The organism is Neptunomonas qingdaonensis, from assembly GCF_900113275.1.
Taxonomy (GTDB): domain Bacteria; phylum Pseudomonadota; class Gammaproteobacteria; order Pseudomonadales; family Balneatricaceae; genus Neptunomonas; species Neptunomonas qingdaonensis.
The window spans coordinates 86,971-113,667 of the sequence record NZ_FOOU01000004.1; the positions used below are offsets into that span (position 1 = coordinate 86,971).

Annotated in this window: 23 protein-coding genes; 9 read left to right on the forward strand and 14 right to left on the reverse strand. The window is 46.6% G+C overall.

The annotated features are described in order from the left end of the window. Positions 1-7 precede the first annotated feature (7 nt). Together BM099_RS07415 and BM099_RS07420 are read right to left on the reverse strand one after the other, a co-directional pair. Positions 8-1,765: a polysaccharide biosynthesis/export family protein gene (locus tag BM099_RS07415; protein WP_232349058.1), complete on the reverse strand. Its 1,758-nt coding sequence runs from the start codon at positions 1,763-1,765 to the stop codon at positions 8-10. Positions 1,766-1,814: 49 nt separating this feature from the next. Then, a complete protein-coding gene (locus BM099_RS07420; RefSeq protein ID WP_090726312.1) occupies positions 1,815-2,201 on the reverse strand; it encodes a DVU3141 family protein in 387 nt (128 codons plus the stop codon). A gap of 398 nt (positions 2,202-2,599) precedes the next feature. On the opposite strand from BM099_RS07420, the gene betI reads away from it, so the two are divergent. Continuing rightward, positions 2,600-3,238 carry a transcriptional regulator BetI gene (gene betI / locus BM099_RS07425; RefSeq protein ID WP_090726313.1) on the forward strand — a complete coding sequence of 213 codons (639 nt, stop codon included), beginning with the start codon at positions 2,600-2,602 and terminating at the stop codon, positions 3,236-3,238. An 87-nt stretch (positions 3,239-3,325) separates the two neighbouring features. On the opposite strand, the gene choV is transcribed toward betI, so the two are convergent. From choV to BM099_RS07475, 10 genes are all read right to left on the reverse strand, one after another. Further along, positions 3,326-4,519 (reverse strand): choline ABC transporter ATP-binding protein, encoded by a 1,194-nt coding sequence (gene choV, locus BM099_RS07430; protein WP_090726315.1) that lies wholly within the window; start codon positions 4,517-4,519, stop codon positions 3,326-3,328. 2 nt (positions 4,520-4,521) lie between these two features. Further along, positions 4,522-5,367: a choline ABC transporter permease subunit gene (gene choW, locus BM099_RS07435; protein WP_090726316.1), complete on the reverse strand. Its 846-nt coding sequence runs from the start codon at positions 5,365-5,367 to the stop codon at positions 4,522-4,524. 127 nt (positions 5,368-5,494) lie between these two features. Continuing rightward, positions 5,495-6,454 carry a choline ABC transporter substrate-binding protein gene (locus BM099_RS07440; RefSeq protein WP_090726318.1) on the reverse strand — a complete coding sequence of 320 codons (960 nt, stop codon included), beginning with the start codon at positions 6,452-6,454 and terminating at the stop codon, positions 5,495-5,497. A 147-nt stretch (positions 6,455-6,601) separates the two neighbouring features. Then, positions 6,602-8,314, reverse strand: coding sequence for a choline dehydrogenase (gene betA / locus BM099_RS07445; RefSeq protein WP_090726320.1), 1,713 nt, complete (start codon positions 8,312-8,314; stop codon positions 6,602-6,604). 105 nt (positions 8,315-8,419) lie between these two features. Next, a complete protein-coding gene (gene betB, locus BM099_RS07450) occupies positions 8,420-9,877 on the reverse strand; it encodes a betaine-aldehyde dehydrogenase (protein WP_090726321.1) in 1,458 nt (485 codons plus the stop codon). 579 nt (positions 9,878-10,456) lie between these two features. Next, positions 10,457-12,019, reverse strand: coding sequence for a hypothetical protein (locus BM099_RS07455; RefSeq protein WP_143083744.1), 1,563 nt, complete (start codon positions 12,017-12,019; stop codon positions 10,457-10,459). Continuing rightward, complete coding sequence (locus BM099_RS07460; RefSeq protein WP_090726325.1) at positions 11,994-12,944, reverse strand: DUF6384 family protein; 951 nt, start codon at positions 12,942-12,944, stop codon at positions 11,994-11,996. The genes BM099_RS07455 and BM099_RS07460 overlap by 26 nt, the downstream gene beginning before the upstream one ends. Before the next feature lie 125 nt (positions 12,945-13,069). Continuing rightward, the gene (locus BM099_RS07465; protein WP_090726327.1) at positions 13,070-14,254 is read right to left on the reverse strand and encodes a cell surface protein; all 1,185 of its coding nucleotides are present in this window, start codon (positions 14,252-14,254) and stop codon (positions 13,070-13,072) included. Between the two features lie 203 nt (positions 14,255-14,457). Beyond that, on the reverse strand, positions 14,458-16,365 hold the full coding sequence (gene speA / locus BM099_RS07470) for a biosynthetic arginine decarboxylase (RefSeq protein ID WP_090726329.1): 1,908 nt from the start codon (positions 16,363-16,365) through the stop codon (positions 14,458-14,460). Between the two features lie 184 nt (positions 16,366-16,549). After that, positions 16,550-17,227 (reverse strand): YceH family protein, encoded by a 678-nt coding sequence (locus tag BM099_RS07475; protein ID WP_177201108.1) that lies wholly within the window; start codon positions 17,225-17,227, stop codon positions 16,550-16,552. 427 nt (positions 17,228-17,654) lie between these two features. Between BM099_RS07475 and BM099_RS07480 the strand changes: the two genes are divergently transcribed. The 8 genes from BM099_RS07480 to BM099_RS07515 all read left to right on the forward strand — a co-directional run bounded on the left by BM099_RS07480 (position 17,655) and on the right by BM099_RS07515 (position 24,762). After that, positions 17,655-18,491: a formate/nitrite transporter family protein gene (locus tag BM099_RS07480; RefSeq protein WP_090726331.1), complete on the forward strand. Its 837-nt coding sequence runs from the start codon at positions 17,655-17,657 to the stop codon at positions 18,489-18,491. 55 nt (positions 18,492-18,546) lie between these two features. Continuing rightward, positions 18,547-20,268: a bifunctional protein-serine/threonine kinase/phosphatase gene (locus BM099_RS07485; protein ID WP_090726333.1), complete on the forward strand. Its 1,722-nt coding sequence runs from the start codon at positions 18,547-18,549 to the stop codon at positions 20,266-20,268. A gap of 62 nt (positions 20,269-20,330) precedes the next feature. Further along, complete coding sequence (cynS, locus tag BM099_RS07490; protein WP_090726335.1) at positions 20,331-20,780, forward strand: cyanase; 450 nt, start codon at positions 20,331-20,333, stop codon at positions 20,778-20,780. A 91-nt stretch (positions 20,781-20,871) separates the two neighbouring features. Next, a complete protein-coding gene (locus BM099_RS07495) occupies positions 20,872-22,011 on the forward strand; it encodes an NAD(P)/FAD-dependent oxidoreductase (RefSeq protein ID WP_090726337.1) in 1,140 nt (379 codons plus the stop codon). A 144-nt stretch (positions 22,012-22,155) separates the two neighbouring features. Then, positions 22,156-22,794 (forward strand): GTP cyclohydrolase I FolE, encoded by a 639-nt coding sequence (folE, locus tag BM099_RS07500; protein WP_090726340.1) that lies wholly within the window; start codon positions 22,156-22,158, stop codon positions 22,792-22,794. A gap of 18 nt (positions 22,795-22,812) precedes the next feature. Next, on the forward strand, positions 22,813-23,229 hold the full coding sequence (locus BM099_RS07505; RefSeq protein WP_090726343.1) for a thiol-disulfide oxidoreductase DCC family protein: 417 nt from the start codon (positions 22,813-22,815) through the stop codon (positions 23,227-23,229). Between the two features lie 148 nt (positions 23,230-23,377). Next, the gene (locus tag BM099_RS07510) at positions 23,378-24,403 is read left to right on the forward strand and encodes a zinc-binding alcohol dehydrogenase family protein (RefSeq protein WP_090726345.1); all 1,026 of its coding nucleotides are present in this window, start codon (positions 23,378-23,380) and stop codon (positions 24,401-24,403) included. A gap of 68 nt (positions 24,404-24,471) precedes the next feature. Further along, positions 24,472-24,762: a putative quinol monooxygenase gene (locus BM099_RS07515; protein WP_090726347.1), complete on the forward strand. Its 291-nt coding sequence runs from the start codon at positions 24,472-24,474 to the stop codon at positions 24,760-24,762. Positions 24,763-24,851: 89 nt separating this feature from the next. Here BM099_RS07515 and BM099_RS07520 read toward each other — a convergent pair whose 3' ends face one another. Next, complete coding sequence (locus tag BM099_RS07520) at positions 24,852-25,100, reverse strand: TIGR02450 family Trp-rich protein (RefSeq protein WP_232349060.1); 249 nt, start codon at positions 25,098-25,100, stop codon at positions 24,852-24,854. A gap of 21 nt (positions 25,101-25,121) precedes the next feature. Beyond that, positions 25,122-26,567 (reverse strand): cryptochrome/photolyase family protein, encoded by a 1,446-nt coding sequence (locus tag BM099_RS07525; RefSeq protein WP_090726349.1) that lies wholly within the window; start codon positions 26,565-26,567, stop codon positions 25,122-25,124. Between the last annotated feature and the right edge of the window lie 130 nt (positions 26,568-26,697).

The window sequence follows — 26,697 nt, forward strand, 5'->3', positions numbered from 1 at the left end:
CGGACATCTACAAATCTATCGCGACTTTTGCAGCAATAGCCAACTGGTAAATAATCTGCGTCAGGCTGGTAGCCAATTGTAGGTTTTTGGTTGGTACTATTGGCAACACTAGAATCTCATCACCAGGCTGCAGATCCACGTCTGTTGCTTTACGTACTTCGCCATTCAAGCGTACTACCAAGATGTTCTTTTGATCGGCATGCTGAGTAAAGCCACCCGAGCGCTCGATATAATCCATTACATCGTGGCGGCCTTGGAAGACGGTTGCTTGCGGTACTAACACTTCACCACTGATCAGCAGTGAGTCGGACGTTTCCGGAATGGTAATAATGTCGCCATCCTGCAAACGGATATCTGCAACCCTGCCATTGTTGGCAACCACCATCCTGCCGTTCGGCTGAATCAAGGCAGCGCGTTTTACGAAGTTGGATATCAGCTCTGCTTCTTTTACACGAATGGAGGCTTCATCGGGTGTCGATGAGGGAGCGCCCAGATAAGTGGTTTCGAGGCGACGCAGGCTTTCTTGCAGGGAAGCTTTTTGTCGATCAGCAACACTAACGCGCCTGAGAGACACACTGCCCGTGTCTGTTAATGCCTGAGGCACCTGAATGTTATTTAATAGCTCTGTGAGCGATGCATCGTTTGGCAGCGCGTATCGGGAAGGACCGTAGTAGCTACCTTCTACCTGAACAACGATGGTGTCATCTTGCTGGTCGGCGCTAAACAGGACTTCATCCCCATTTTTTAAACGGGCTTTTCCAAAGTCGGACAAGGAATAATATTTTGCCAATAGGCCTGATTCGCGCACACCACGCACCAGCACGTGAGTAATACCCGGTTTAATTCGTGCGTACTGCAGCAGGCTTTTTCCGCTATTCTCATTACTGGTTAGTTCATATTGCAGTTCACGCTCAACATCACCTGCCACGGTGACTGCTGACTGACGTCGCCCGACGACAACGGTATCACCATCGCGAAACTGCACATCAGGTAACTGCCCTTCTTTGAGGAAACGGTACAGGTCGGCGTTGTTCAGGGTTTTGTTATTACGAATGACACGGATGGATCGAAAGCTACCTAATTGGGGATCGATACCACCGGCTTGATCGAGAAAGTATAAAACTGAGTCGTTCGGTGTACCCGCATAACGGCCCGGATTTTTCACTTCTCCGGTAACAAACACAGCGACGGGCTGCACACCTTGCAAGTTGGTATATACATTCACGTTTTCAGGATAAATAGACTGTATCGCCGACTTTACGCGAGCATTCAGGTTTTGCTGAGAAGCCCCCTGTACTTTGACCGGCCCAACCGAAGGAATAAAAATATAGCCTTGAGCATCAACGGGTAAGACACGCTCGATTTCAACAGCCCCCCACAAACGCAGTGTTATCAGGTCGCCCGGTGCAATTTTGTAGTCCGGGTTTAAACCATCGGCACGTACACCACGAAAACCACCTGAGAAAAGATGGCCTCCATAAGGCAGTATTCCAAGCTCTTCTCTGGTTTTAATATGTGGGCCGTAAGTACCGGTTTTCCAGTTGGTGTTGGGCGTATCTACTGCTGTTTCAGGTAGCGGTGCTGCCTGTTCCTGCATGTCCAGCCCACCGGTTCCGGTGTTGATGGAGATAGCCTGCGCCGTTTTAACAGGCAGCGAGCAGAAAATTAATGCCCCTAAGAGACCGAGAACTGAACTCTTTTTTACACTCTGCTTTGTAAAAAAACGAGACGTAGAAATTTTTATTGACCGAGCCGTCGAGTACATAGATTTTCACTTTTCTGATGACATTGAAATCTGATCTAAACAGACCGGATTACTGTGTATTTCCCGCTACCAGCGCGCGCACTTTATACCAACGCTGTTTATCTTGTGTGCAGGCAAGCCCAGTGCGCTTATCAAGCGTACTTTCCACGATGAGCTGGCGGCATTGTGCACCACTGGCAGAATAATAAGGCGCTTTCGCAAACAGGATAATATTGTCACCCCAAGGGCTTTGTGCAAACGAGGAACTAGTATCTGTGACAGAATGATTGAGAAAATCGGCAATCTCTGCTGGGATTAGCTGATCAACTGAAAATGAGGCTGAAGAAGTTTGCGGCTGATTAAGCGAAGAACACGCTGAAACAACGATACTGGCAAATACAATAGCGGCGACTCTAACAGTAACCCTAACGACGCTACACACCTTATTTGATTTCATTAATCGTACTCTTTTTTGCACTCGTTATAGCACTGTATAATTGCACTGAGTGACACTCTAAAATTCATTACCCTAAGACGCGTGCGTATTCTATTACATCAAGTGTAAAAAAACATCCGTTGACTCGGTTCACGAACTAACGTTTGTATGACACAAGCCCACAAAACAGCCAATTTCAGCCATCCGGCTTAGCACCGCTAGATAAAGACAGCATAGACAAGTCACTATTAGGCAAGCGTAAGATAGCATTTTTGGCGCCTTTGAGTTAAACAATAGTTTGAAACGAACGAGTTCATCCCTATTCGTGACTATATGTCATGACTTTCTGAGTAATCTCACTTGACAGCTAACCACGTGAAAGGCAAATTCCCCCTCACGATTATGCGAGTAAGATCCTAATGCCAAAAGTTGGAATGCCTGAAATAAGAAAGCCACAGCTAATTAATGCCACAATGGAAGCTATCAACTCTGTCGGGTTGCATAAAGCCAGTGTCGCGATGATCAGCAGTTATGCGGGCGTGTCTCCGGCGATTATTAATCATTACTTCGGCGGCAAGAATGGTTTGCTGGAAGCGACGATGCGCTCGGTATTACAGCAGCTGTCTCACGGCGTTAAGATCCGCCTACAAGAGATCCCGCAAGATGATGTTGTTGGTCGTATTAAGGCCATTGTTGGCGGGAACTTTGACCCGCGGCAGCTAGAATCCAAAGTCGTTAAAACCTGGCTGGCGTTCTGGTCTTTAGCGATGCATGATCCCGCGCTCTACCGTTTACAGCGGGTCAATGAAAAAAGGCTCCTATCGCACCTGGTGCTCGAACTAAAACAGGTATTACCCCCAGACAGAGCCCTGTTTGTAGCGCAGAGTATCGCCGCGCTTATTGATGGCATCTGGCTTAGAGGTGCATTAACACCCACAGGCATTGATAGCAATTTGGCGCAACGCCTGATTATCGATTACCTGGAGCAACAACTTCCTGCCGACGTTGTTGCCAAGCACAAATCCAGCAAAAATAGATCTGTCAGCAAAAGCCCATAGAATAAGAACCAGGCTAACACCCAGCTCTACTCTGACCTTTTTAATTAAAAATTCGACTGATTCTCAAAAGAAACATCAATTTTTAGTTTACGCCGCATCAAGCGTAAAATGCTTGCCTAGTAACGCATGATAAAAATCTTTGTCTGACAGGATTCCAACCAAGCGCCCGTCTTCTTCAAGCAGTAATGGCAAGCCTGTTTTATATCGAATTTCGATCGCAGATCGCATTGGCACATCCGGCGAAGCGATCACCAGCAAGCCCTCTGCCATCCTTTCTATATCCTCGCCCTCACTCCAATGATGCAGTGGCAGCGCCTCCCCCTGACGACTGGCAGTGGTAATCACACCTTCTGCATTCACATTAACGACTGTGTTGTCATGTGGGTTTAGCACGCATTCGCCATTAACTATCGGCAAGTCACTTACAAGCGTCATCAGTGAACGTCCGCACAAAACATTCAAAGGATTAGTGTGTGCAACAAAATCAGCAACATAAGGGGTCTTTGGATTAAGAACAATATCTTCTGGTTTGCCGTGCTGAATGATTTTGGCGGATTCCATAATCGCTATATGGGTGCCAATTTTGAGCGCTTCGTCCAAGTCATGACTGACGAACAAAATGGTTTTATTCAGGCGCTGCTGAAGCTCAATTAACTCATCCTGCAACTGACTGCGAATCAACGGATCAAGCGCAGAAAAAGGCTCATCCATCAGCAATATATCACTGTCCATGGCGAACGCGCGCGCAAGACCGACACGCTGCTGCATACCTCCCGACAGTTCGTGCGGGAACTTATCCTTCCATTCAGACAAGCCAACCATCTCCAGCTTTTCCATCGCTTTGGCACGGCGCTTCTGCTTACTCATGCCCTTCATGTCCAGACCAAATGCCACGTTATCAACCACGCTCATCCACGGCATCAAGGCAAATTTCTGAAATACCATGGAGATCTTGCTGGTACGCATATGCAACAAAGTGCTGGCATCACAGGTAGCGATATCCACCATTTGGTCGCCATCCTGTACTAATAACTCTCCCCGGCTCACTGCGTTTAAGCCGTTAACCGCACGTAACAGGCTTGACTTGCCCGAGCCAGACAGTCCCATTAATACGCATATTTCACCTTCCTGCACTTCAATTGATGCATTAGCCACACCCACTACATCGCCGGTAGTTTCGATGATTTCCTGCCGACTACTACCCTGATCAAGTAGCGCCAGACTCTGCTCAATATTCTCACCAAACACGACATCTACATTACGAATACTAATTGCCGCCATGATTAACCTTCCTCTTTAGCGCCAGGCGCTTTGCAAATTCGATCCAGAATAATAGCCACCAGAACGATGGCCAGCCCCGCCTCAAAACCCTGAGAAATATTGACCGTATTCAATGCGCGAATAACCGGCTTACCTAAACCGTCTGCACCCACTAGCGCCGCTATGACGACCATGGAAAGAGATAACATGATGCATTGAGTCACACCGGCCATAATATTTGGCATCGCAGCAGGCAACTCAACTTTATATAGCAGTTTGAACGGTGTAGCCCCAAATGCTCTGCCGGCCTCTATAAGATCCTCAGGTACACGGCTAATACCGAGATAGGTCAAACGGATGGGAGCCGCTACCGCAAATATGATCGTTGATATTAAGCCAGGAACGACGCCCAGGCCAAACAAGACAAGTGTCGGAATAAGGTAGACAAAGGTAGGAATTGTCTGCATCAGATCAAGAATCGGCCGCAAAATAGTGTATACCCAAGGCTTATGCGCCGCCAAAATTCCAATAGGAATACCCATAGCAACCGACAGTGTCGTGGCTGCTATAACCAGCACAAAAGTCTCCAGCATCTCCTGCCAATAGCCAAGATTAAGAATCAATAGCAACGCTGTAACCACAAAGATCACCAACGGAATACTGCGATGCAACCACCAGGCAATTGCAGCCGTCATAGCCATTGGTACAAAGGGGGGAAACCACTGGAAAATATCTACCATAGAGATAATCATCCATTCCAAAGAAATGGAAATGGCATCGAAAAAACCCGCTGCATTAAACGTCAGCCAGTCAACAAACGCCTCCATCCAGCTCCCTAGCGGAATTTTGTTTTCAGTAATCCAATTCATGAGTTTGCCTTTTTATAAATAAACGATGTCATCACCACTAAGTTGAGCGAAGCGGTACTTCATAAAACAGAGGAAGATCTGTTGTCGGGCGCTTAATGTGCTGCGCCGACAACAGAAAAACACGAGATCAGAAATCTAAACGTTTACGAACAGCGGCCAAGCCATCACCACCATCTTTGGTTGTCACGCCGTCTAACCAGACATTTAACGTTTCAGGGTTAGACTTCAGCCATGCTGTGGCAGCCGCCTGAGGACTTTTGCCATCATCAAGAATGGCACCCATCACTTCGTTTTCCATTTTGAGCGTAAAAGACAAGTTCTCTAACAAACGCCCTACATTCGGACATTCCTGAGTGTAGTTTTTACGTACATTGGTATAGACATTGGCACCACCGTAGTTAGGACCAAAGAAGTCATCACCTCCTTGTAGGTATTCCATCTCGATATTGGCATTCATCGGATGCGGTGCCCAACCCAGAAAGACAATCCATTGCTCACGTTTGGCAAACCGTGAAACCTGTGAAACCATACCAGCCTCACTCGATTCCACCAGCTTAAAACCCTTCAGGCCAAAAGCATCTTTGTCGATCATATCCTGCATCAGGCGGTTGCCATCATTGCCTGGCTCAATACCGTAAAGGCGACCTTTAAACTTATCTTTGAATTTAGCGATATCAGCAAAGCTTTTTACACCCGCATCATACACATATTTAGGAACTGCCAAGGTGTATTTGGCGCCTTCAAGGTTAGCGCGCACTGTTTCAACGCTGCCTTCTTCACGGTATTTAGCAATATCCGCTTCCATCGTAGGCATCCAGTTACCCAGAAATACGTCGATATCGGCATTGGCGAGAGAGGTGTAAGTCACCGGCACAGATAACAACTGAGTCGTTGCTTTATAGCCCAGCGCTTCCACTACTTCACTGGTTACTGCCGTGGTAGCCGTGATATCAGTCCAACCCACATCGGAGAAACGCACCGTGTCACATTGGCCAGCAAACGCCAGCGATGCGGACAAGCCCATCGCTACAGCTACGCCACGCATTAGATTATGTTTACGGCCAGTTCTGTTGTTTCGAGTTGTCATGAGTATTCACCTTATTTTAGTTTTAAATTCTTTTACGTTTACAGCTTTTACAATTTCTTATTTACTTAATTTCTTGACCTAGCACACGCTTAGCGGCACTTATTTAACCGAACGCTTAGGGCTATTTAACCACACGCTTAGGGCTATTTAATTAACATCACGCTTAGGGCTACCTAAACGCTGTCGCTGCTGCCAATCCGGATCAATCCAGACCTCAACGCCAGCATCGGGCAGGGGCTGTTTACCCAGAATCATATCCGCCGCTTTTTCTGCCACCATAATAGTGGGGGCATTCAAGTTGCCGTTTGGAATAGTCGGAAAAATGGAAGAGTCGACGACGCGTAACGCTTCGATTCCTCTTACCCGACACTGCGTATCTAATACGGCCATAGAGTCCTCATCCGCACCTATTTTGCAGGTACACGAAGGGTGGTATGCACTTTCAACATTTTCTCGCACCCAGCGATCAACCTCTTTATCGTTGACCACCTGCTCTCCTGGCTGAATTTCATCGCCGCGAAAAGGATCCAAAGCAGGCTGCTTCATAATTTCACGCGTTAATCGGATACAGTCACGCCAGTCTTGTTTATCCTGATCAGTGCTAATGTAGTTGAACAGAATACTGGGCTTAGCTTTGGGGTCGGCTGATGTAATCCACACCCGACCACGGCTCTGCGGTTTATTCGGCCCCACATGCACCTGAAATCCATGCCCGTCGATTGCCTTACCACCATCATAGCGCATCGCGGCCGGTAAAAAATGATACTGTATATTGGGCCACTTCAAGCCCTCACGGGATCTGATAAAACCGCAGGATTCAAAATGATTAGTTGCGCCCAAACCATCTTTCAACAACATCCAGCGGGCACCTATCAAGCCTTTGCTTACAAGATTTAACTTGCCATTCAAAGTGATAGGTTGCTTACAGTGATATTGAAAGTAAACCTCTAAATGGTCCTGCAGGTTCTCACCCACTCCCGGCAAATCATGTACAAGCTTAACACCCGCCTCTTCCAGGACTTTGGCAGGTCCCACGCCGGATAGCTGCAACAAATGCGGCGAACCGATAGAGCCTGCCGCTAAAATAACCTCTTTATTCGCGGTCGCATGAATGACACGTCCGCTTTTCTCAGAGCCCATTTTTTCATACTCGATACCCACCGCGCGTTTGCCATCCATGATGACTTTACGTGTAAGCACACCACTAATCAGTGTCAGGTTAGGCCGTTTCATCGCCTCCCGCAGATACGCATTTGACGTGGATGCACGCACCCCTGCTTTCACTGTCATATGCATTGCGCCAAAACCTTCCTGACGGTAACCATTGTAATCATCGGTGGTCGGATAACCCGCATCTTCACCCGCATCAATAAATGCCTGATAAAGCGGATTCAGCTTCATGTCGTTACCATTACAGGTAAACAATGGACCACTACCGCCTCGATAGTCATCACTGCCGTTAACCCATGTTTCTGCTTTCTTGAAGTAAGGCAAACACTGCTGATATCCCCATCCAACGGCACCCTTTTCGCTCCACTCATCAAAGTCGCACGCATGCCCACGAACATACACCATACCATTGATCGAAGAACTACCGCCCAGCACTTTTCCGCGTGGACAATGCATCGAGCGACCATCCAGGTAAGGCTCTCCTTCAGTATGAAATTGCCATGCATACCTGGCGGTATTCATCGGATAAGACAACGCCGTCGGCATCTGAATAAAGATACTTTTATCTGTGCCTCCGGCTTCCAACAATAGCACATTGTGCTGTCCATCTTCTGTCAGTCGGTTAGCCAATACGCAACCGGCGGAGCCTGCGCCAACAATGATGTAGTCATATCGTGTATCAGTGGTCATACTAAATTTCATCTCTCAGGTCGCTGGTTTTCTGGATAACTGATTTTGTGGATAACTGGTTTTGTGGATAAAAAGTGCCGTTCAAACAGGCTAGTTACCAGGGTTTTACTTATAGGGGCAATCGACATCACCCAACTCAACATAAACACTTTTAATCTGTGTATAGTGATTGAGTGTTTCAATACCGTTTTCACGGCCAATACCTGACTGTTTATAACCACCCACCGGCATTTCTGCAGGCGATGCGCCCCAGGTATTAATCCAGCAGATACCCGCTTGAAGCCGGGCAATAACACGATGCGCCCGGGCAAAGTTTGTTGAGAACACACCGGCAGCTAAACCATATTCGGTATCATTAGCGCGACGGATGACTTCCTCTTCATCACTGAAGCACAAGATGGACATCACAGGCCCGAATATTTCCTCTTTAACGTTAGGCATGTCATCCGTACAGTCTGCAAACACGGTAGGTTTAACGAAGTAGCCCTTACCTAAACCACCTTCTACCACTCGCTCACCGCCACATGCCAAACGCGCGCCAGCCGCTTTAGCTGCATCAATAAAACCGAGTACCTTATGCATATGCTCTTCAGAGATCAGTGCGCCAACTTGCGTGTTCAGGTCGGTCGGATCACCAATGATCATGCGCTCAGTGCGCTCAACAACTTTGCTGACAAACTCGTCATAGATGCTGTCATGTACAAACACCCGCGTGCCATTGGTACAGACTTCGCCCTGCGTATAAAAATTGGCTAATAATGCACCGGATACTGCGTTGTCTAATTCTGCATCACCAAACACCAGCAATGGTGATTTACCACCCAGCTCCATCGTGACTTCTTTCAGCGAGCCTGCCGCATCAGCCATTACTTTCTTACCCGTACCGCATTCACCGGTAAAGGAAACCTTGGCTATTTGAGGATGGCGAGAAAGCGCCTGTCCTACGCGATAATCACCTTGCACAACATTAAATACACCATCAGGCAGCCCTGCTTCGGTAAAGATCTCTGCCAGCTTTAAAACACTTAACGGGGTTTCTTCGGAAGGTTTAAAGATCATGCAATTACCCGCGGCCAGCGCAGGACCAGACTTCCACATGGCAATTTGAATCGGGTAGTTCCACGCGCCTATACCGGCACAAATACCCAATGGTTCACGACGGCTGTAGAAAAAATTATTACCGCCTAAGTCCTGCTGCTGGCCATGAAGTGTGGCTGCAAGGCCCGCATAATATTCGATAACGTCAGCGCCGGTGGCAATATCAACACAGTTCGCTTCCTGCAAAGGCTTACCCGTATCCAAAACTTCTAACATAGCGAGCTCATCATTACGCTCACGTAAAATCGCCACAGCACGCAGTAGAATACGCCCTCGCTCAACACCACTCATCGCCGACCAAACAAGAAAACCTGCCTGCGCCGCCTCTACTGCTTTATCAACATCTGCCAGCGACGCTTGCTGAACATCAGCCAACACTTCACCCGTCGCTGGGTTACGTGTAACAAAGCTTTCACCGGAGGTGGCATCCTGATATCGACCATTTATATAAAGAGTGTGCTGCATCTAACTGTACCTGCTGATTTCGTTTCATGACTACCCGGTTGCAACTGCCTGACCGAATATTTAACTGTTTATATCTGATGTGCTGTTCTATTCGCGTATTTCGATCCAGACAGAACACAGTATACGTTGTTATCAGATTTTTTATTGATTGAACGTTTAATTAAAAACAACTTTGACTAAATTTCATTCAGATGTCAAAAAATCACACCTGTCGCAAACAGGAAAATACAAGAAATAAAAACTATTGAAAATAGTGACAAATGAGGAAATTTAGTTAATTTTTGATGCTAAATGCAGATTTTAACAGATTATAAAAAACGATTCTTACTACGAAATGTCGCTTTAAGTTAATATTTATAATGTGAATGCAGGGTGTTTTGACGAGAATAAGAAAAAAATTGTCGTTTTCGGCTAATAAATAACCGCTTCGATATCACTGTCAGTAGACAAAACGCAGGCATATCGATCCTCTACTAGCCTAAAATCCGTTACATCTAGCGGATAACGCTAACAAGCACTCCGGTTTTTAACGCTGGTTATTTTCAAAATACTAACCGGAGCACTTGCTCATTACTACTTTTAAAAACCTCCTCCTGTGCTGAACCCGCCACCACCGCCACTGCGTTTGCTGCTTCGGCCACTGCCTGGAATACGGAAACCACCGCTACCACTGCGTGTACTTGGCCAGCGGAATGTACTGTTACTGTTGGATGTATTTCTTCCCGGCGATCGGCCGCTGATGCCACCACTGCCAAAATCAGGTTGCGCGCCGCCCGCGTCATAACGCTGATTGCGTTTGATCACCCGCCACACATCAGCACCAGCAACGGCACCCTGAACGAACTGAGCCAGGACTGATTTGATCAAGTCTTCATTTCCAAAGCCGGAACGGACATCATCAAAACGGTTATTTTTAAAGTTATGCCGGACGCTTTCCAACTCTTTGAGCTTGGCTATTTTGGCAGAATGTGCCCTGCGTAAATCAACAAGATCATCCTCATTATCTTCGTAATTATCCTGAAACTGCTTTAGCTCCCTGACCAGCTCATCATCGACTGGCGACAACGTGGCCCGCGCAAAGCGCTCAATCTGGTACACATCTTTATGCGCCATTGCGTCACTTAAGCACTGAATACTGCGTTTCATATACTCATCGGCACCGGCAGCAAACACCGCACGCTTTTCGATAGTCTCATTCAGGGCATATTCTATCGCTTCAATCTGGTCATCCTGCGCATCCAGCTTATGCCGCGCCTCATCTAATCGCTCTTCAATAGCAGGTACACCGGCATCGGCCAGCGCTTGTTTCTCCAGGGTTTGTAATTTAACAAATTCGTCTTCGGCTTCTGACTGCACTCTGGCTGCATGTGCCACTAACCTTTTAGGAATCTCCTGCAAATTCCAGTAATTGAGACGGTTGCGCTCATATTTAATCAAACCGGCCACCCACTTATCGAGTGCCCGCGTCAATATACCGCCTTCATAGTCGGGGGTTGCGTAATGCCGACCCCATAAATACATAAACAGCTTATCTTTTTGATAAGGCTCATCCTTGATATCCATATCCGTCTGAGCCCGCTGACTTTTCTGTAGCGCTTCTTCTGCAATGGATTCTGCTTTGCTGGCACGTTCAAATTGTGCCAGATAGGCAGTATCTTGACGCAGCTCAGCTTGAATGCTGGTTTCGTTGTCGGTTAACTCTTGAGAGATAGCATTGGCGATCCGCAATAATGCTGCGCGCTCTTTTTCACAAGACTCAAGCTGCTGCTTCAGGTCAGAGATCTCTACTTCAATCTGCTGAATGTACTGCGCCCTTTGCTGCAAAATATTTTTTGCATCATGATCCGCCGCCGTCAACGCATCCCGCAACTGCCCCGTATCGATCTCTTGCAAACGAACCCGGGCAATCTCATTAATCACTTTTCCCTGCTGACGCAGATTATCGGTCAGATTCTCGGTCAGCCGCGTCAAGTCCTGATCAAGACGATCAATATCATCGCGTACCGTTCTCAAGGCACCGTCGATACTGCTTAAGGCCGTTGAACCACTCCACATCCTACATCCCTCTTTTAATATTTGGCGAATAACAGCGATGCTGATCTTCCACTGGCCATGCTTACCATTGCGTAATGGTGCCGCCATCTTTGATAGCAATGTTATAGCGAGGCAACAGATAACCCGCGGGTTTTTCGCCCACTATATTGCCCTGAATAATGCCATCATCACGTTTATCAGCAGCTACCGCGTTAAAAGTTCGCATATCCACGCGTATACCCCACTTATCCACGTTGCTGCGTTTGCCAGACTCTTCGCTCATCACCGGCAAGGTCAACACCTTGTTACGGGCGTCTATCGCTTCGACAATCAGATAATAGTTACGGGCATTGGTGTTCACATCCGGAATACGCCAAACACCTGACTGTTCGCCCGGACGAGAGACGATACGGATTTTATAATTCACCCGCAGCTGAGCCAGCATGCCTTCCATCTGATCCAATAAGGATTGAGCAACCACAGGCTTATTATTCTGCAAAGCGGCCGCGGCAGAGCTTTGTAACTCCTGGGCTTGCTCCGCTATAACAGGCTGCTTGGCCAGTGCTTTAATTTCCGTATAGGTTTGTTGCAAAGACGTGGGTAACGCCGCAATAGCAAGCTGCTGCGGCCTCTCGTTCAGAAAGTAGTTACCACCATAAAGTACAGAAATCGCCAGCAGCACAACGGCCAGTGGAATTCCCCATTTTTTGCGGCTGACGTAGATGTGCGCCAGTAGCGTAGAAAAGTTTTTCTTGGTTGGATAATACTTAAAACGGTCTTCATCCAGTGCCTTGATGCCCTCTTCCAGAATATGATCCGGAACATCCAGGCCCTGCTCGGTATACATGTCGCGTAAGCGTTGCAAAAGACGTTCGCGTCTACTGTCAGCATCCAGCTCTCGTTCAACCATGCCTTCACGGTGACGCAGTGTATCCACCACATCCATTGCCGCCATGATATCTTCAAGCTTAGCTCTGGGGGCTTTGGTCTCTGGCTGGCTAGCTGTCGTGTCAGCCGAATAAGTATTTTCCATTTTATAACTCACTACTTTTTTTCAACTATTCTTACGAAATAGTCTTAGACGCTGCTTTTATTCACTACTGGCTACACCTATCTCAGTGCAGCTTTAATAGATCTGCTGCTCTTACTTAGCGCGTGTTAACCCTTAGCACGTGATAAATCAGGTAATGGTAAAGATCCACCGCGCTGAATAATCCGGGCTAAACGCTGTTTTCCATCTTCTACTGAGTCACGAATTTCTTCGGCGTTTTTAGTAGAAAGGACACGCATCTCTTCGATAATTTCACGTGAGCGCTCCTGAAAATTCACGACAGAATCAACCAGCTTTTTGACAGACTCGGCACGAATTGTCGGACCATAACCGGCCTTGATAGCGGCCTCCTGCACTTTTCCGCCGATAGAAGCCAGGTCTTCCAGACTTTTGGAGACGCCGTCTTTCATGGCATTGAGTGTTTCAGTACTTTCGTGCAAACCAAACATGCCCGTATAAGAAGCGGTTAAGGCGGTAAATACAGACTCATTGGTGCCAAAAAAGGTGATGGATTGCTTATAAACACGATCTTTAGCGCTATTGGTTTGCATTAAACGCATCATAATAACTTCAGAGGTGTTGTAGCTAACCGTCAGGTTATCCGACAAGTCTTTCGCCACCTGATAACGGTCTTCAGCAAACTGCAGGTTGCGCATACTCTCATCTCGCGCCAACTCAAGTACAGCACGCGCTGAGAGATCATCACCGCTAAATTGTTCAACCGCTTTACCCGCCTGTTCCAGCGCCTGTTTGGCTGTATTCCACAGCGCTTCTGTTTGCTTCAATAGATCAAGCGCATAAATTTCGGACTCTTTGATCGCGCCACGAAAATCCTGGTAGGCATTCAAAATCACTTGTTCGCGTTCAATCTGGTCTTTTGAATCACGCGCGACTTCCAGATAGGTATCTTTAATCTTGTCAAAACGGCTGGCGATATCACCACGCGTTACTTTCATCCACATATTGCTGGCACGCTCAAAGGTATCGACCTTGCCATCTTCAACCTGCTCAACCATTTTTTTCGCATCATCACGAATGCTGTTAAAGGCTTCGGTGATCTCGGCATAGCGTTCGCCAATTTTCATCTGAGACACTTGTTCACGCACAATCTCATTAAAAACAGACGCTTGCGTCAACGTCCTGGCAATCGCCAATGTTTTGGATTCATCAATATCAGAGAGGCGCTCAATCAAAGCGACCACGGGAGCCTCATCAACTTTTTCAGGCATCAGGCCCAAGTCACGAACCTGAGATAATGCTTTATCAAGGTACTTAAAGGTATTATTTGACATGACGACTCCCTATGAAGTTTAAACGAGCTCTTAATTTTAGATGACACTATAGATAAGAAAGATGTAGCGGAGATTAACACGACAGGATTATGTGCATTTAATTTGATGCTGTACGCAGCAAAAACATTAATAGCGAGTGAAAATTCAAACCACCGGGCCTGCTCTACAACATACAGCCCGGTGGTGGCTATTCACTCTCTTTTTCAGGTCTCTTTTTCGTAGTAGGTATAGCCTTGCAGGCTGGTATTGAAGGTATTGATCATTTGCTGACGCTCACGGGCAGTAATCCGCCCTTCACGCACAGCACGCTCGGCGTTGTTACGGTAGCGTAGCTGAATATCCTTAGGATTGAATTCAACGTAGCTCAACACATCGGCGATGGTATCACCGTGAATCTCTTTGACGAACTCAAACCCACCGTCATTATCCAGCCTGACACTGACAACGTTGGTATCACCAAACAGGTTATGCAGGTCGCCCAGCGTTTCCTGATAAGCCCCCACCAAAAACACGCCCAGATAATACTCCTCGCCTTCATTCAGCTTGTGCAAAGGCAAAGTGCTGGTTGGCTCGGGGTCACCAATGAAGCGGTCGATCTTACCATCGCAATCACAGGTAATATCAGCAATAACCGCCTGACGAGTCGGACGTTCATCAAGCCGGTGAATCGGCATAATAGGGAACATCTGGTTGATCGCCCAAACGTCTGGTAACGACTGGAATAAACTAAAGTTTCCGTAATAGATATCTGCTAATGATTCTTTCAGGTTAGCCAGCTCAGCAGGAACACGCTCCATGTCTTCCACCAGCGCAAGAATGCGATGCAGGATATCCAGAAACAGGTTTTCTGCTACCGAACGTGTACGTAAATCAACCGCGCCGCGCTTAAACAACTCGCGTATCTCATGACGGTAAAAGTGCGCATCGTTATAGCATTCCTGAACACGGGCAGGCTTTAAGTAGTCAATAATGCCACGCAATTGGGTTAACTGATTTGGCTCATTGGCGCCCACCGTGCCTAGATTAACCGGCTCAAAATGCGTCGTATCAAGAATATTGAAAAGCAGAATGGAAGAATAAGCGACAGTGGCTCGTCCTGATTCAGTCACGATCGTCGGGTGTGCTATGTTTTGTTCATCTAAGGTTTGCTTCAGTGTTTCAACGACATCTTCACAGTACTCATCCAGCGTATAGTTGCGGCTTTGCTCTCCGGCACAACGCGAACCGGTATAATCCACCGCCAAACCCCCACCCAAGTCGATATGCGTCAGGGCCGCGCCTTCTTTCAATAGATCCGTATAGTAACGGCACGCTTCAATCACGCCGCTACGGATCTCCTGAATACTTGGAATCTGCGAGCCCAAATGGCAATGTAATAACTGTAAGCAATCCAGCATTTTCTCTTGCTTGAGGAGATCAACGACTTCAATTAATTGCGTCGCCGTCAGGCCAAAGACGCTGCGATCACCACTGGTGGAGTTCCAATGACCACTCACCTGAGTATTCATTTTAGCGCGCACACCGATGAGCGGCTTGATGCCCAGCGCACGACTGCGTTCTATAATGATAGGCAGTTCAGTTGTAGTTTCTATAACAAAGTAACACTCAAAGCCCATTTTGACGGCTTGCAAACCAAGATCGACAAACTCCTGATCTTTATAACCATTACATATAATCAGACTGCCCGGCTCTTCCAGCATCGCCAACGCGGCAATAATTTCTGGCTTACTACCCACTTCAAGGCCATGCTGAAAGCGCGCACCAAAACTGGCTATCTCTTCTACAACCTGTGCTTGCTGATTAACCTTGATAGGGTATACACCGCGATACCTACCCTGATAACCCACCTTTTCAATCGCTTCGGAAAAGGCGGTGTTGAGACGGTGAATCTGTGCATCCAGAATATTTTCAATACGAACCAGCGCTGGCATTTTGAGATCGCGCTCATTCATGCCCTCAACGATATCCATCAGTGCTACAGAGCTCTGCTGCGTTTTAGCTGTCACCATGCCTTCAGCAGACAGGCCAAAATAACCATTACCCCAACGCTCAAGGCCGTATAGCTCGACCGATTGTTCCAGATCCCAATCAGCTTGATGAGTCTGATTCAAAGCAATTCTCCAAGATTATCGATAGCCTGTTAAGGCAAAAAATGAGTCAAAATCAAAAAACGCGTCTTAATACCGACTAACGATACATTGACGCGCTGTTGAATCGAAGAATAAACACAATCTCTGTAGAAATCCACTGAGTCAATCTTACTGTCAGATAATAAGTAGCTAAATTAACCAGCCATCAGGATAACAACTCATCAAACTGTGATTTTAATGCCGCCAATTGATTTTCTAATTCAGATACACGCTGCTCCAGCACTTCAATTCGTGAATCACTGTGAACCTCTCGGTCTTGAGGTAATGTGTCCTGAGATGGGATGTTATGTGCCGAATACTCGGCCATATCAATCTCACCACTAAACAGATGCGCATAACGAGATTCGCGTTTACCGGGCTCGCGAGGCAAGCGCACTACATAAGGGCCATTATCAGGTTCACTTAATTGCTGCAGCTGGTTTTCGACCTCATGGACATCGCTAAACGTACACAATCGATTCGTACGGCTACGTAGTTCACCCGGCGTTTGCGGCCCTCGCAACAATAAAGTACAGATAATACCTAACGCCTGCTCACTGAGTTGAAGCTCACTAAATTCAGTATTGCAAAAGCGATGTTTATACTTGACCACCCGGCTGCCAAAGCCGACTTCCTCTTTTATCAAACGTTTTTTAGCTAACTCGTCTAATACGTCCTGCACCTGTGTTTCACTCAGAGCCAGCACCGGGTCCCGGTTGCTTTTTTGATTACAGGCATTGGTAAGAGAGTTGAGAGACAGCGGGTATTGGTCAGGCGTCGTAATCTCTTTTTCGATCAAACAACCAATGACACGGGTTTGGTTCAGGCTTAAGTCCATATCCACAATATTTATCCTCTGCGCACTTAACAATGATGATGTCACGACTAAAGCTTGCGGCAAGCGGGGTGACAAAAGTTTGATATCAAGCACTTGTAATCAATAAACAGTTAATGACTGTCGTCTGAAAATTATCATTTACTTCAGCCCCCTAACAACATTTATATCGGCGTTATTAGCACAAGGCTGTTTCGCACCGCTATGCAGCATTGGGTGGCTCACGCACTATTCAGGGGCTTCATAATTTTGTTCTGATTTTTAAACAGTCATTATTAAATGAATTAAAACATTATTTTTCAGCAACTTAATAATTTAATTTCATTATTGGAATATTTTATGCAGCCCTATGAATACGTTAGAAGAATGCCCGCGCAGGGCAATCTTCCCTGTGGCGATGTGCAGTTGCGTACTATCTATAGAGAGAGGAAGTATTATGGCTTACCTAGTTCCGTCTGAATTTGTAACAAAAATGGTGGATGCCGGCGAATCCAAAGTCCACATGTCGACCCAGGACACGTTGATCAGATCCTATATGGCCGGCGCAATTCTGGCACTTGCCGCCGTCTTTGCAATCACGATTGCCGTTCAAACAGGTGTCTTTTTAATTGGTGCAATGCTCTTCCCTGTAGGTTTTTGTATGTTGTACCTGATGGGATTCGACCTGCTTACCGGCGTATTCGTACTCACCCCTCTGGCTTGGATTGATAAGCGCCCGGGGGTCACCATCAAAGGGATCCTAAGAAACTGGGGGTTAGTGTTTGTCGGCAACTTTGCCGGTGCGTTAACCGTTGCCGTCATGATGGCATTCGTTTTCACCTACGGCTTTAACATTGAACCCGGTGCTGTCGGACAAAAAATTGCCAGCGTCGGTGAAGCGCGTACATTAGGTTATGCGGAGTACGGCATAGCGGGCTGGTTCACTATTTTCATACGCGGCATGCTGTGTAACTGGATGGTGTCGATGGGCGTCGTCGGTGCAATGATTTCTACGTCAGTAAGCGGAAAAGTCATCGCCATGTGGATGCCGATCATGCTCTTCTTCTTTATGGGTTTTGAGCACTCTGTCGTCAATATGTTCCTCTTTCCATCCGGTATCATTATGGGGGGTGACTTCTCAGTAATGGACTACTTCATCTGGAATGAGATCCCAACGGCACTCGGCAACCTGGTAGGTGGTTTGGCATTTACTGGCCTGACGCTATACACAACGCATATTAAAACAGTAAAAAAACGTGTCAGCGCACACGAACTTAATTCACGTCTTGCTTAATTTTCCCTATTAAAGCTTCAGCCAGGTAAATTGGCTGAAGCTTTAGGCAGAAGATATGACACAGCAATTAAAAGTATCCGTTGGCCAGTACTCTGATAAAGGTCGCAAAGAGATCAATCAGGATTTTTACGGATTTTATAAGCCGCCTGAACCACAGCTCAGCACAAAAGGTATCGCTTTTGCGATGGCAGACGGTATTAGTAGTAGCGACGTCAGCCAGATTGCCAGTGAAACCGCCGTTAAATGCTTCCTGGACGATTACTTCTGCACTTCAGATGCCTGGTCTGTCAGACATTCAGCGCACCGCGTCTTAGCAGCGACCAACTCCTGGTTACACACTCAGTCAAACAACAGTCAATTCCGCTTTGATAAAGACAAAGGCTATGTATGCACGCTAAGTGCCATGGTTTTTAAATCGACAACCGCGCATATCTTTCATGTCGGTGATACCCGCATTTACCGCTTACAGAATAACGCATTAGAGCAGCTGACCAAAGATCACCGCTTATGGGTTTCACAGGACAAAAGCTATCTAAGCCGCGCCTTGGGTACAGGTACGGAGCTTGAACTCGACTATCAGTTGATGCCACTCAACTGTGGTGATATTTTTATTCTGGCAACTGATGGTGTTTATGAACATACCGATGCGCGCTGCATTATCAGCGCCATTAAACAAAACTCTAATAACCTTAATGACGCTGCTAAAATCATCGTCAAAACAGCGTTCGATCAAGGCAGTCCGGACAATCTGACCCTGCAAATTATTCGTGTTGATAGCTTACCTCAACTCAATACTAATGAATTACATCAGCAGATTGATGAACTACCGTTTCCGCACATTTTAGAAGCCAGAGAGCAGTTTGACGGCTATACGATTCTACGCGAAGTGCACGCCACCAGCCGCAGTCATGTGTATTTGGCACAAGACTCAGAAACAAACGCCCAGGTCATCATTAAAACGCCCTCTATCGACCTACGCAATGACCCCAAATATTTAGAACGCTTCCTGATGGAAGAATGGATTGCCCGGCGCATCAACAACGCACATGTTTTAAAAGCAGGGTTACAAACGCGCAAGCGTAACTTCATTTACACCGTCACTGAGTTCATTGAAGGACAAACCCTGACTCAATGGCTGATTGATAACCCGCAACCCGACCTTGAGACTATACGCGGGATTGTAGAACAGATCGCAAGAGGTCTGCGTGCCCTGCACCGTATGGAAATACTCCATCAGGACCTGAAGCCGGATAACATCATGATCGACAGCAGCGGCACGGTAAAGATCATAGATTTTGGATCAGCCAGAGTCGCTGGCATAGTTGAAGCCAGCGTAGACGGCGAATACAACGATATACTCGGTACCGCATTATACACAGCACCTGAGTATTTTCTGGGAGAAGGCGGATCACAACGCTCAGATCTTTACTCATTGGCCGTCATCACCTACCACATGATCTCACGAGAATTCCCTTACGGAACCCAGGTAGCAAAAGCAAGAACCGCTGCTTCACAGCGTCGCTTAAGCTATCACTCAGTACTGGATGACGAGCGTGAAACACCGGCCTGGGTAGATGAAACACTCAGGAAAGCCCTTCACCCAAACCCTTACAAACGCTATGAGGAACTATCAGAGTTTTTGTATGATCTGCGCCAGCCCAACAAAGCATTTTTATCAAAAACCCGTCCACCATTGATAGAACGAAGTCCGGTTGCGTTTTGGCAAAGTACCTCACTGATCCTGAGCATCATCATTGTAATTTTACTGATCAAATAAAACAGAATTTTAACACTGCGTAGCTATTGCGTAACGCTACGCCAAGCAAAAAGGTAATTGATATGATAAGCAGTCGTGAAGAAGTAACCCGCATGATTTTATCTGCCAAGGTACTCAAAGATATCAAATGGAGTGACGCGGCAAAAGCGATCAACCTATCGAAAGAGTGGACAACCGCTGCCTGTCTGGGACAGATGACATTTAATAAACCACAAGCCGAAACAGTAGGAGAACTATTTGGATTATCAGATGAAGCGATCGCCTGGTTGCAGGTAGCGCCCTATAAAGGTTCATTACCCACAGCAGTGCCTACGGACCCTTTGATTTATCGCTGGTATGAAGTTGTCAATGTGTATGGCAGCTCGATTAAAGAGTTGATTCATGAAGAATTTGGCGACGGGATTATGAGCGCTATTGATTTTTCGATGGATATACAACGTGAAGAAGATCCAAACGGCGACCGTGTTAACGTGGTTTTATCGGGGAAATTCCTGCCGTATAAAAGCTATTAGTTTTTATGTCAGTGTTAAAAAGTGATCTTAAATCACTTCGTTTGCGTACTTGTTCATTTGTATCCATATAAATTTTTTAAAGCGGATTCCAATGAGTAGCAACAAACACATAGCAATTATTGGCGCCGGACTAGCCGGCGCAACACTGGCGAACAAACTCATGAGCGCTGGCTGCGCCGTAACACTTTATGAAAAAAGCCGAGGCACCGGCGGGCGCATCGCCAGTTGCCGGCTGCAAGATACTTGTACAGATAAGGGGGCAAACAAGGGTGCAAACAAGAGTGCAGATTTAGGTGCGCCGTTTCTCTCCCCTGCTTCTGATGAGTTCCGCCATTGGTTAGCCCAGCAGCCTTGCGTTCGCCAATGGTCTCCCTGCATCTATGATTTTAATGGCGTTGCCTGCGAATCAAATGAAGCAAACAGGCAAAACCACTCACACTTTATTGCCACGCCCCGGCAAAGCGCCCTCACTCGCGAACTGACACAAGGCGCAGATCTTCGTACCTCGGTCCGGGTAGGTCAGCTTTTGCCGGCACGTGATCAAGAGTCAGAAAGTAAACGCCATGAAGCGCAGCAGCAAAACAAACACAGCCAAGTATTACTGTACGATGAACACGGCAAACGCCTGGGTTGTTATGACGCAGCTATAGTCGCAGCACCCGCAAAACAAGCGGCCCCGCTACTGGAAACCGTCCCGCGTTTTATGCGCCAGGCAGAAACCGCAACACCCTCCATCAGCTGGGTGCTGGTATTACATATCAACAGCACACTACCTATAACGGCAGAGCTAATCGAAGGCCAGCATCCAGTATTGTTTCGCTGTATCAAAGACAGCGCTAAACCTGCTAGAGCCAGTACTTCTGGTAACGGTAATAACAGCAATGCAAGCTGCGAAGTATGGGTCCTGGAAGCAACTCCTGAATGGAGTGCGCTTCATCGCGACAGCCAACCCGAGTACGTTGCAGAACAACTCAAACTCGCCTTTTTATCCTTATTGAGCCGCGAATTTAACGCTAACCCCACCATCATGGCTGAACGCGTACATCGATGGCTATATTCGCGCCATACGAATCAAGATTCTGATCAGCAGGTAAGCCCGGGATACCTCTGGGATGCAGATACTCACATAGGCGCGTGTGGTGATTGGCTTGAATCTGGCGATATCGAAGGCGCCTGGTTAAGTGCGAATAAACTAGCCGATCAGGTGATTTCTCAGCTAAATCTCAAATAAATGATAACTACATATCAAGTAGGCCTCATCTATACATCAAAGAGAAATCAGAGCCTCGCTAATCTAAAAGTGCGTTTATTACGTACCAGAGAAATGAGCAAACGATAGCAGCGCAACATTTTACCGGCCTAGAAGGATAAAATTATGATATCTCCTGAAGCAACCGCAGTACGCGACCAACTCATCGAGAAAGGCCTGGAGACACCCACGATTGACACTAATATGTCTCAGCAACAACGCTACGAGCGGATTAAAGGGCTAATGACCGAAGTCCTCAGCACTCTGGGACTTAACTTAGAAGACGATAGCCTGCAAGAAACACCGCACCGGATTGCGAAGATGTACGTTTATGAAGTGTTTTCTGGCCTGGATTACGAAAACTTCCCTGATATTGCCATGATCGACAATAAAATGGGGGTAGAAGAGATGATCAAAGTGCGCGACATCAGCGTGCTCAGCTCGTGCGAACACCACTTTGTCACCATCGACGGTTCTGCAAAAGTGGCTTATATTCCCAATAAAAAGATCATCGGGCTATCAAAGATCAATCGACTAGTACGCTTCTTTAGCCAGCGCCCCCAGGTACAAGAAAGACTCACTCAACAAATTCTAATCGCTCTTCAAATACTTCTGGAGACTGACAATGTCGCTATCTCGATTAATGCGACGCACTACTGTGTGAAGTCCCGTGGTGTGATGGATGTTAATTCACAAACAGAAACAACGGCACTGGGCGGTATTTTTAAAAGTAATGAGCGTACCCGTGCCGAATTCCTCAACTAAGAAAGCAGAGAATTACTCATGACTTTACTGCAGCCAGCAAAACCGATTGTTTTTTATGATGGTAGCTGCCCACTCTGTCGAAAGGAGATTAACCACTACCGACGTATCGACGCCAGGCAAAAAATAGAGTGGCTGGATATCAGCAAAAACGCTGAGCGCTTAAAGGCATATGATATCCAGTATAAATCCGCTATGGCACGCCTGCACAGCATCGATGCAAGCGGTAAGAAGGTAACGGGAGTAGCTGCTTTTCTATTAATCTGGGATAACCTTGACTACTACCGCTATCTTGCCAAAACAGTCCGCATACTGAAGCTACAAAAACCACTCGATTTTGCTTATCAGCGGTTTGCCAAATGGCGAGTTAAGCGCCAATGTGCAGGTCATTGTAAGGGACAAGGCAAAGAAAGCTGCCAAATTCCTCCATCCCGATAAACGTTTTTTTAATCTTAACGCCAACCAACCAACTAACCTTTCACAGCCTTATTATCAATTTTTTTTTGAAAGTAATTAAATAACTACCCTGTTTTCACTTACCTGGGATTGCCGCATAATCACTGCATAACATTCCTGGAGATACACAATGAAAGCAATTGGCTACCTAAAATCATTAGAGATCACTCAAGCAGACTCACTGGTAGATTTTGAACAACCAACCCCCACGCCAACTGGCCGTGATTTGTTGGTAAAGATTGAAGCCATCTCTGTTAATCCGGTGGATACAAAAATCAGAATGAGAGTAGCGCCTGAAAATGGCGAGCACAAAATTCTTGGTTGGGATGCGGTAGGCGAAGTTGTTGACGTAGGCGATGCCGTTTCAATCTATAAAAAAGGCGACAAAGTCTGGTATGCCGGTGACCTAACCCGCCCGGGCACTAACGCTGAATATCATATAGTCGATGAACGCATTGTTGGTCATAAACCAACATCAGTCACTAATGCACAAGCCGCTGCGTTCCCACTTACGGCAATTACTGCATGGGAGCTGTTGTTTGATCGTTTGCAGATTCCACAAAACACAGCAGAAGATACACGTCATCAGCAGCAAATTCTGGTTATTGGTGCAGCCGGTGGCGTCGGTTCTATTTTAGTTCAGCTTGCATCCAAGCTCACTAACGCACTTGTTATTGGTACCGCATCTCGCCCACAAAGCCAACAATGGGTCACAGAGCTAGGCGCTGACCATGTGATCGATCATCGCCAGCCTTTGAGCGAAGAATTAGCGCGCATTGGTGTGTCAAACGTTTCTCATGTCATTGGCCTGAATGCCACTGAGCAACACTTCCCGGAGATTGCCAAAGTCATTGCACCTCAAGGTAAGTTTGCCTTGATTGACGACCCAAGCACGCCACTGGATATCTCTTTATTAAAAATGAAATCCGTGTCGCTACATTGGGAATTTATGTATACCCGCTCTATGTTCGGTACTGATGATATGGGTAAACAAGGTGAACTACTCAACAAGGTCGCTGACTTAATTGATGCGGGTGAAATCAAAACGACCATGGGCCAGCATTATGGCGTCATCAGTGCAGACAACCTGAAACGTGCTCACGCTGATCTGGAAAGCGGCAAAACTATCGGCAAAATTGTCTTAGAAGGCTTTTAAGACTGGCACTGACACTCATACTGACAATGGCCTTGTCCCTCTGATAATTATTGATGGTGAACTTTTTGATGAACACAACTCTGACTATAATCGCTAAAATTGAAGCCAACCCTGATCAGGTTGAACGTGTTAAAGCTGAGCTGGTCAAGCTGATAGAACCTACACGCAAAGAAGCAGGCTGTATCCAGTACGATCTGCATCAGGATAACGAGAACCCTGCTGTTTTCTTGTTTTATGAAAATTGGGAAACTCGTGATCTTTGGTTAGCGCATATGGAAAATGAACACTTAAAAGCATATATGGCAGCCACAGAAGGTGCGGTAGCAAGTTTCGTTTTAAATGAAATGAGCCGTATATAAGCTGACGTTAATCATCAGTTATCTTATTTTATAACTGCGATTATTGGTCGTAATGATGAATAGAAAAGGCCTTCTTTAGAAGGAGGCCTTTATTTCCACCCTTGTGTCCAGCGGTCCGCGTCTTTTAGCTCTTTCCAATCAATCTGAAAAGCCTGCTTATTGATAACGGCTTCTAACACACAACCAATCACTTTTTCCTCTAACTCATCTTCGGTTAGTTCAGTAACTAACTCAGTCACAATAAAGTGCTTCTGCTTATCAATTGGCGCTGTTGCCGTCCATTTAGAAAGCAATAATTTGTTCGCATTAAACCTGTTGATATGACCAGACTGATTCAACTCGCACCCCTTAATAACTTTTTAACCGCTGCTATTTTTGTATTCATCAATACTGCGATTGCGCTCTAATGAATAATCGATGACAGGGGCAGGACGACCACTGTTCTGAGCAAATAAGGGGCCGTCCTGTGATTGCGGCAGCCACCGGGAAATATACTCAGCTTTAGGATCAAACCGATCAGTTTGGCGCATTGGACTAAAAATCCGAAAATATGGCGCAGCATCCGCACCAACAGAAGCACTCCACTGCCAACCTCCCAGATTAGAGGCGAAATCGCCATCAATCAGGTGTTGCATAAAAAAGCGTGCGCCTAAGCGCCAATCCTGACGCAGTAATTTTGTCAGAAAAGAGGCGCTGATCATTCTCACCCGATTATGCATCCAGCCGGTTTCGTGCAGTTGTTTCATGCCGGCATCCACAATATCGAAACCTGTTTCACCGTCACACCAGGCACGAAAACGTTTTTCATCATACTGCCAGCTGATTTTCGCTTCTATCTCCGGTTTAAACGGCTGCCAACGATTCATCCCGGGAAAAGCGACTAACAAATGACGATAGAAATCCCGCCAGATGAGTTCAGTGACCCATTGGCTGTAAAACCAGTCGGGATCTTCTGAGTAGGCCTGCATAGCAGCGATACACTGGCGCGTACTTAGCACACCAACGCTCAGATAAGGTGACAGTGACGACGTTCCGGGTTTTGCTGGAAAGTCGCGTAATTGCTTATAATTATGTGATCGTTCATGCACAAACTGTTGCAAAAGCCGATGCGCATCGTCAGCCCCTGCAGGCCAGAATGCACTGTTCCAGTTGGCACCCATCTGATTTTTATAACCAATATCAACAGGGACTTTGTCACAGTAATTCTCACTGCCATTCTCGGTATAGCTGGCACTCTTAATCACTACATCATCCTGGCGCTTAGGCAGTGCAGCAGGAGAAGGCAACGGCGTAGAGGGTTGCTGAAGATATAACTGACGCCAGGCTTTGCCGAAAGGGGTAAATACTTTATATGCAAAGCCCTGCTGATTGAGCACTGAGCCTGGAGGCAACACCACGTCGCTGTCATAAGTATGACAGCGAATTCCCTGCTGCCTGAACAGATGTTCTACTTGCTGATCACGTTTTTGTTCGTACTCGGGATATTCGCAATTAAAATAAAGGCTACGAACATTAAATTGCTGTGCAAGATTCAACAGCTGCTCTGGCAACTCTTGATTAGTTTCAGCATGAATTATTCTAAGCGGAATATTAAGCGCTGCCAGATCCTGCTTTAACTTTTCCAGATTGGCAAGCCAAAACTGAACTCTGCATTTTGCCTCATCCTGCATTTGCCATTGCGTAGGTGTAATGGCAGCAACGGCAATAACGCCGTGCTCAGCACTATTCTGACAGGCGTGATATAGGGCATGATTGTCTCCGGTACGTAGGTCATTACGAAACCAGACAAGCTTATGAGGCTGCATTGTAAAATATGCTCCGTTTGAGGTTTAAGCTTTTAATCTTAAACCCTGAGTTTAAACGAGACCTTTGCCCGAGCCGAAATTTTGTTTTCTGGCAAGGCAAAAACGCACGGAATAAGGGAGTTTATGTTTA

What these genes read in the sequence shown, in the direction of transcription:
- BM099_RS07415 (WP_232349058.1), bottom strand. Translation starts at nt 1,765, where the DNA reads ATGTACTCGACGGCTCGGTCAATAAAAATTTCTACGTCTCGTTTTTTT.
- BM099_RS07420 (WP_090726312.1), bottom strand. Translation starts at nt 2,201, where the DNA reads ATGAAATCAAATAAGGTGTGTAGCGTCGTTAGGGTTACTGTTAGAGTC.
- betI (WP_090726313.1), top strand. Translation starts at nt 2,600, where the DNA reads ATGCCAAAAGTTGGAATGCCTGAAATAAGAAAGCCACAGCTAATTAAT.
- choV (WP_090726315.1), bottom strand. Translation starts at nt 4,519, where the DNA reads ATGGCGGCAATTAGTATTCGTAATGTAGATGTCGTGTTTGGTGAGAAT.
- choW (WP_090726316.1), bottom strand. Translation starts at nt 5,367, where the DNA reads ATGAATTGGATTACTGAAAACAAAATTCCGCTAGGGAGCTGGATGGAG.
- BM099_RS07440 (WP_090726318.1), bottom strand. Translation starts at nt 6,454, where the DNA reads ATGACAACTCGAAACAACAGAACTGGCCGTAAACATAATCTAATGCGT.
- betA (WP_090726320.1), bottom strand. Translation starts at nt 8,314, where the DNA reads ATGACCACTGATACACGATATGACTACATCATTGTTGGCGCAGGCTCC.
- betB (WP_090726321.1), bottom strand. Translation starts at nt 9,877, where the DNA reads ATGCAGCACACTCTTTATATAAATGGTCGATATCAGGATGCCACCTCC.
- BM099_RS07455 (WP_143083744.1), bottom strand. Translation starts at nt 12,019, where the DNA reads ATGGCGGCACCATTACGCAATGGTAAGCATGGCCAGTGGAAGATCAGC.
- BM099_RS07460 (WP_090726325.1), bottom strand. Translation starts at nt 12,944, where the DNA reads ATGGAAAATACTTATTCGGCTGACACGACAGCTAGCCAGCCAGAGACC.
- BM099_RS07465 (WP_090726327.1), bottom strand. Translation starts at nt 14,254, where the DNA reads ATGTCAAATAATACCTTTAAGTACCTTGATAAAGCATTATCTCAGGTT.
- BM099_RS07480 (WP_090726331.1), top strand. Translation starts at nt 17,655, where the DNA reads ATGGCTTACCTAGTTCCGTCTGAATTTGTAACAAAAATGGTGGATGCC.
- BM099_RS07485 (WP_090726333.1), top strand. Translation starts at nt 18,547, where the DNA reads ATGACACAGCAATTAAAAGTATCCGTTGGCCAGTACTCTGATAAAGGT.
- cynS (WP_090726335.1), top strand. Translation starts at nt 20,331, where the DNA reads ATGATAAGCAGTCGTGAAGAAGTAACCCGCATGATTTTATCTGCCAAG.
- BM099_RS07495 (WP_090726337.1), top strand. Translation starts at nt 20,872, where the DNA reads ATGAGTAGCAACAAACACATAGCAATTATTGGCGCCGGACTAGCCGGC.
- folE (WP_090726340.1), top strand. Translation starts at nt 22,156, where the DNA reads ATGATATCTCCTGAAGCAACCGCAGTACGCGACCAACTCATCGAGAAA.
- BM099_RS07505 (WP_090726343.1), top strand. Translation starts at nt 22,813, where the DNA reads ATGACTTTACTGCAGCCAGCAAAACCGATTGTTTTTTATGATGGTAGC.
- BM099_RS07510 (WP_090726345.1), top strand. Translation starts at nt 23,378, where the DNA reads ATGAAAGCAATTGGCTACCTAAAATCATTAGAGATCACTCAAGCAGAC.
- BM099_RS07515 (WP_090726347.1), top strand. Translation starts at nt 24,472, where the DNA reads ATGAACACAACTCTGACTATAATCGCTAAAATTGAAGCCAACCCTGAT.
- BM099_RS07525 (WP_090726349.1), bottom strand. Translation starts at nt 26,567, where the DNA reads ATGCAGCCTCATAAGCTTGTCTGGTTTCGTAATGACCTACGTACCGGA.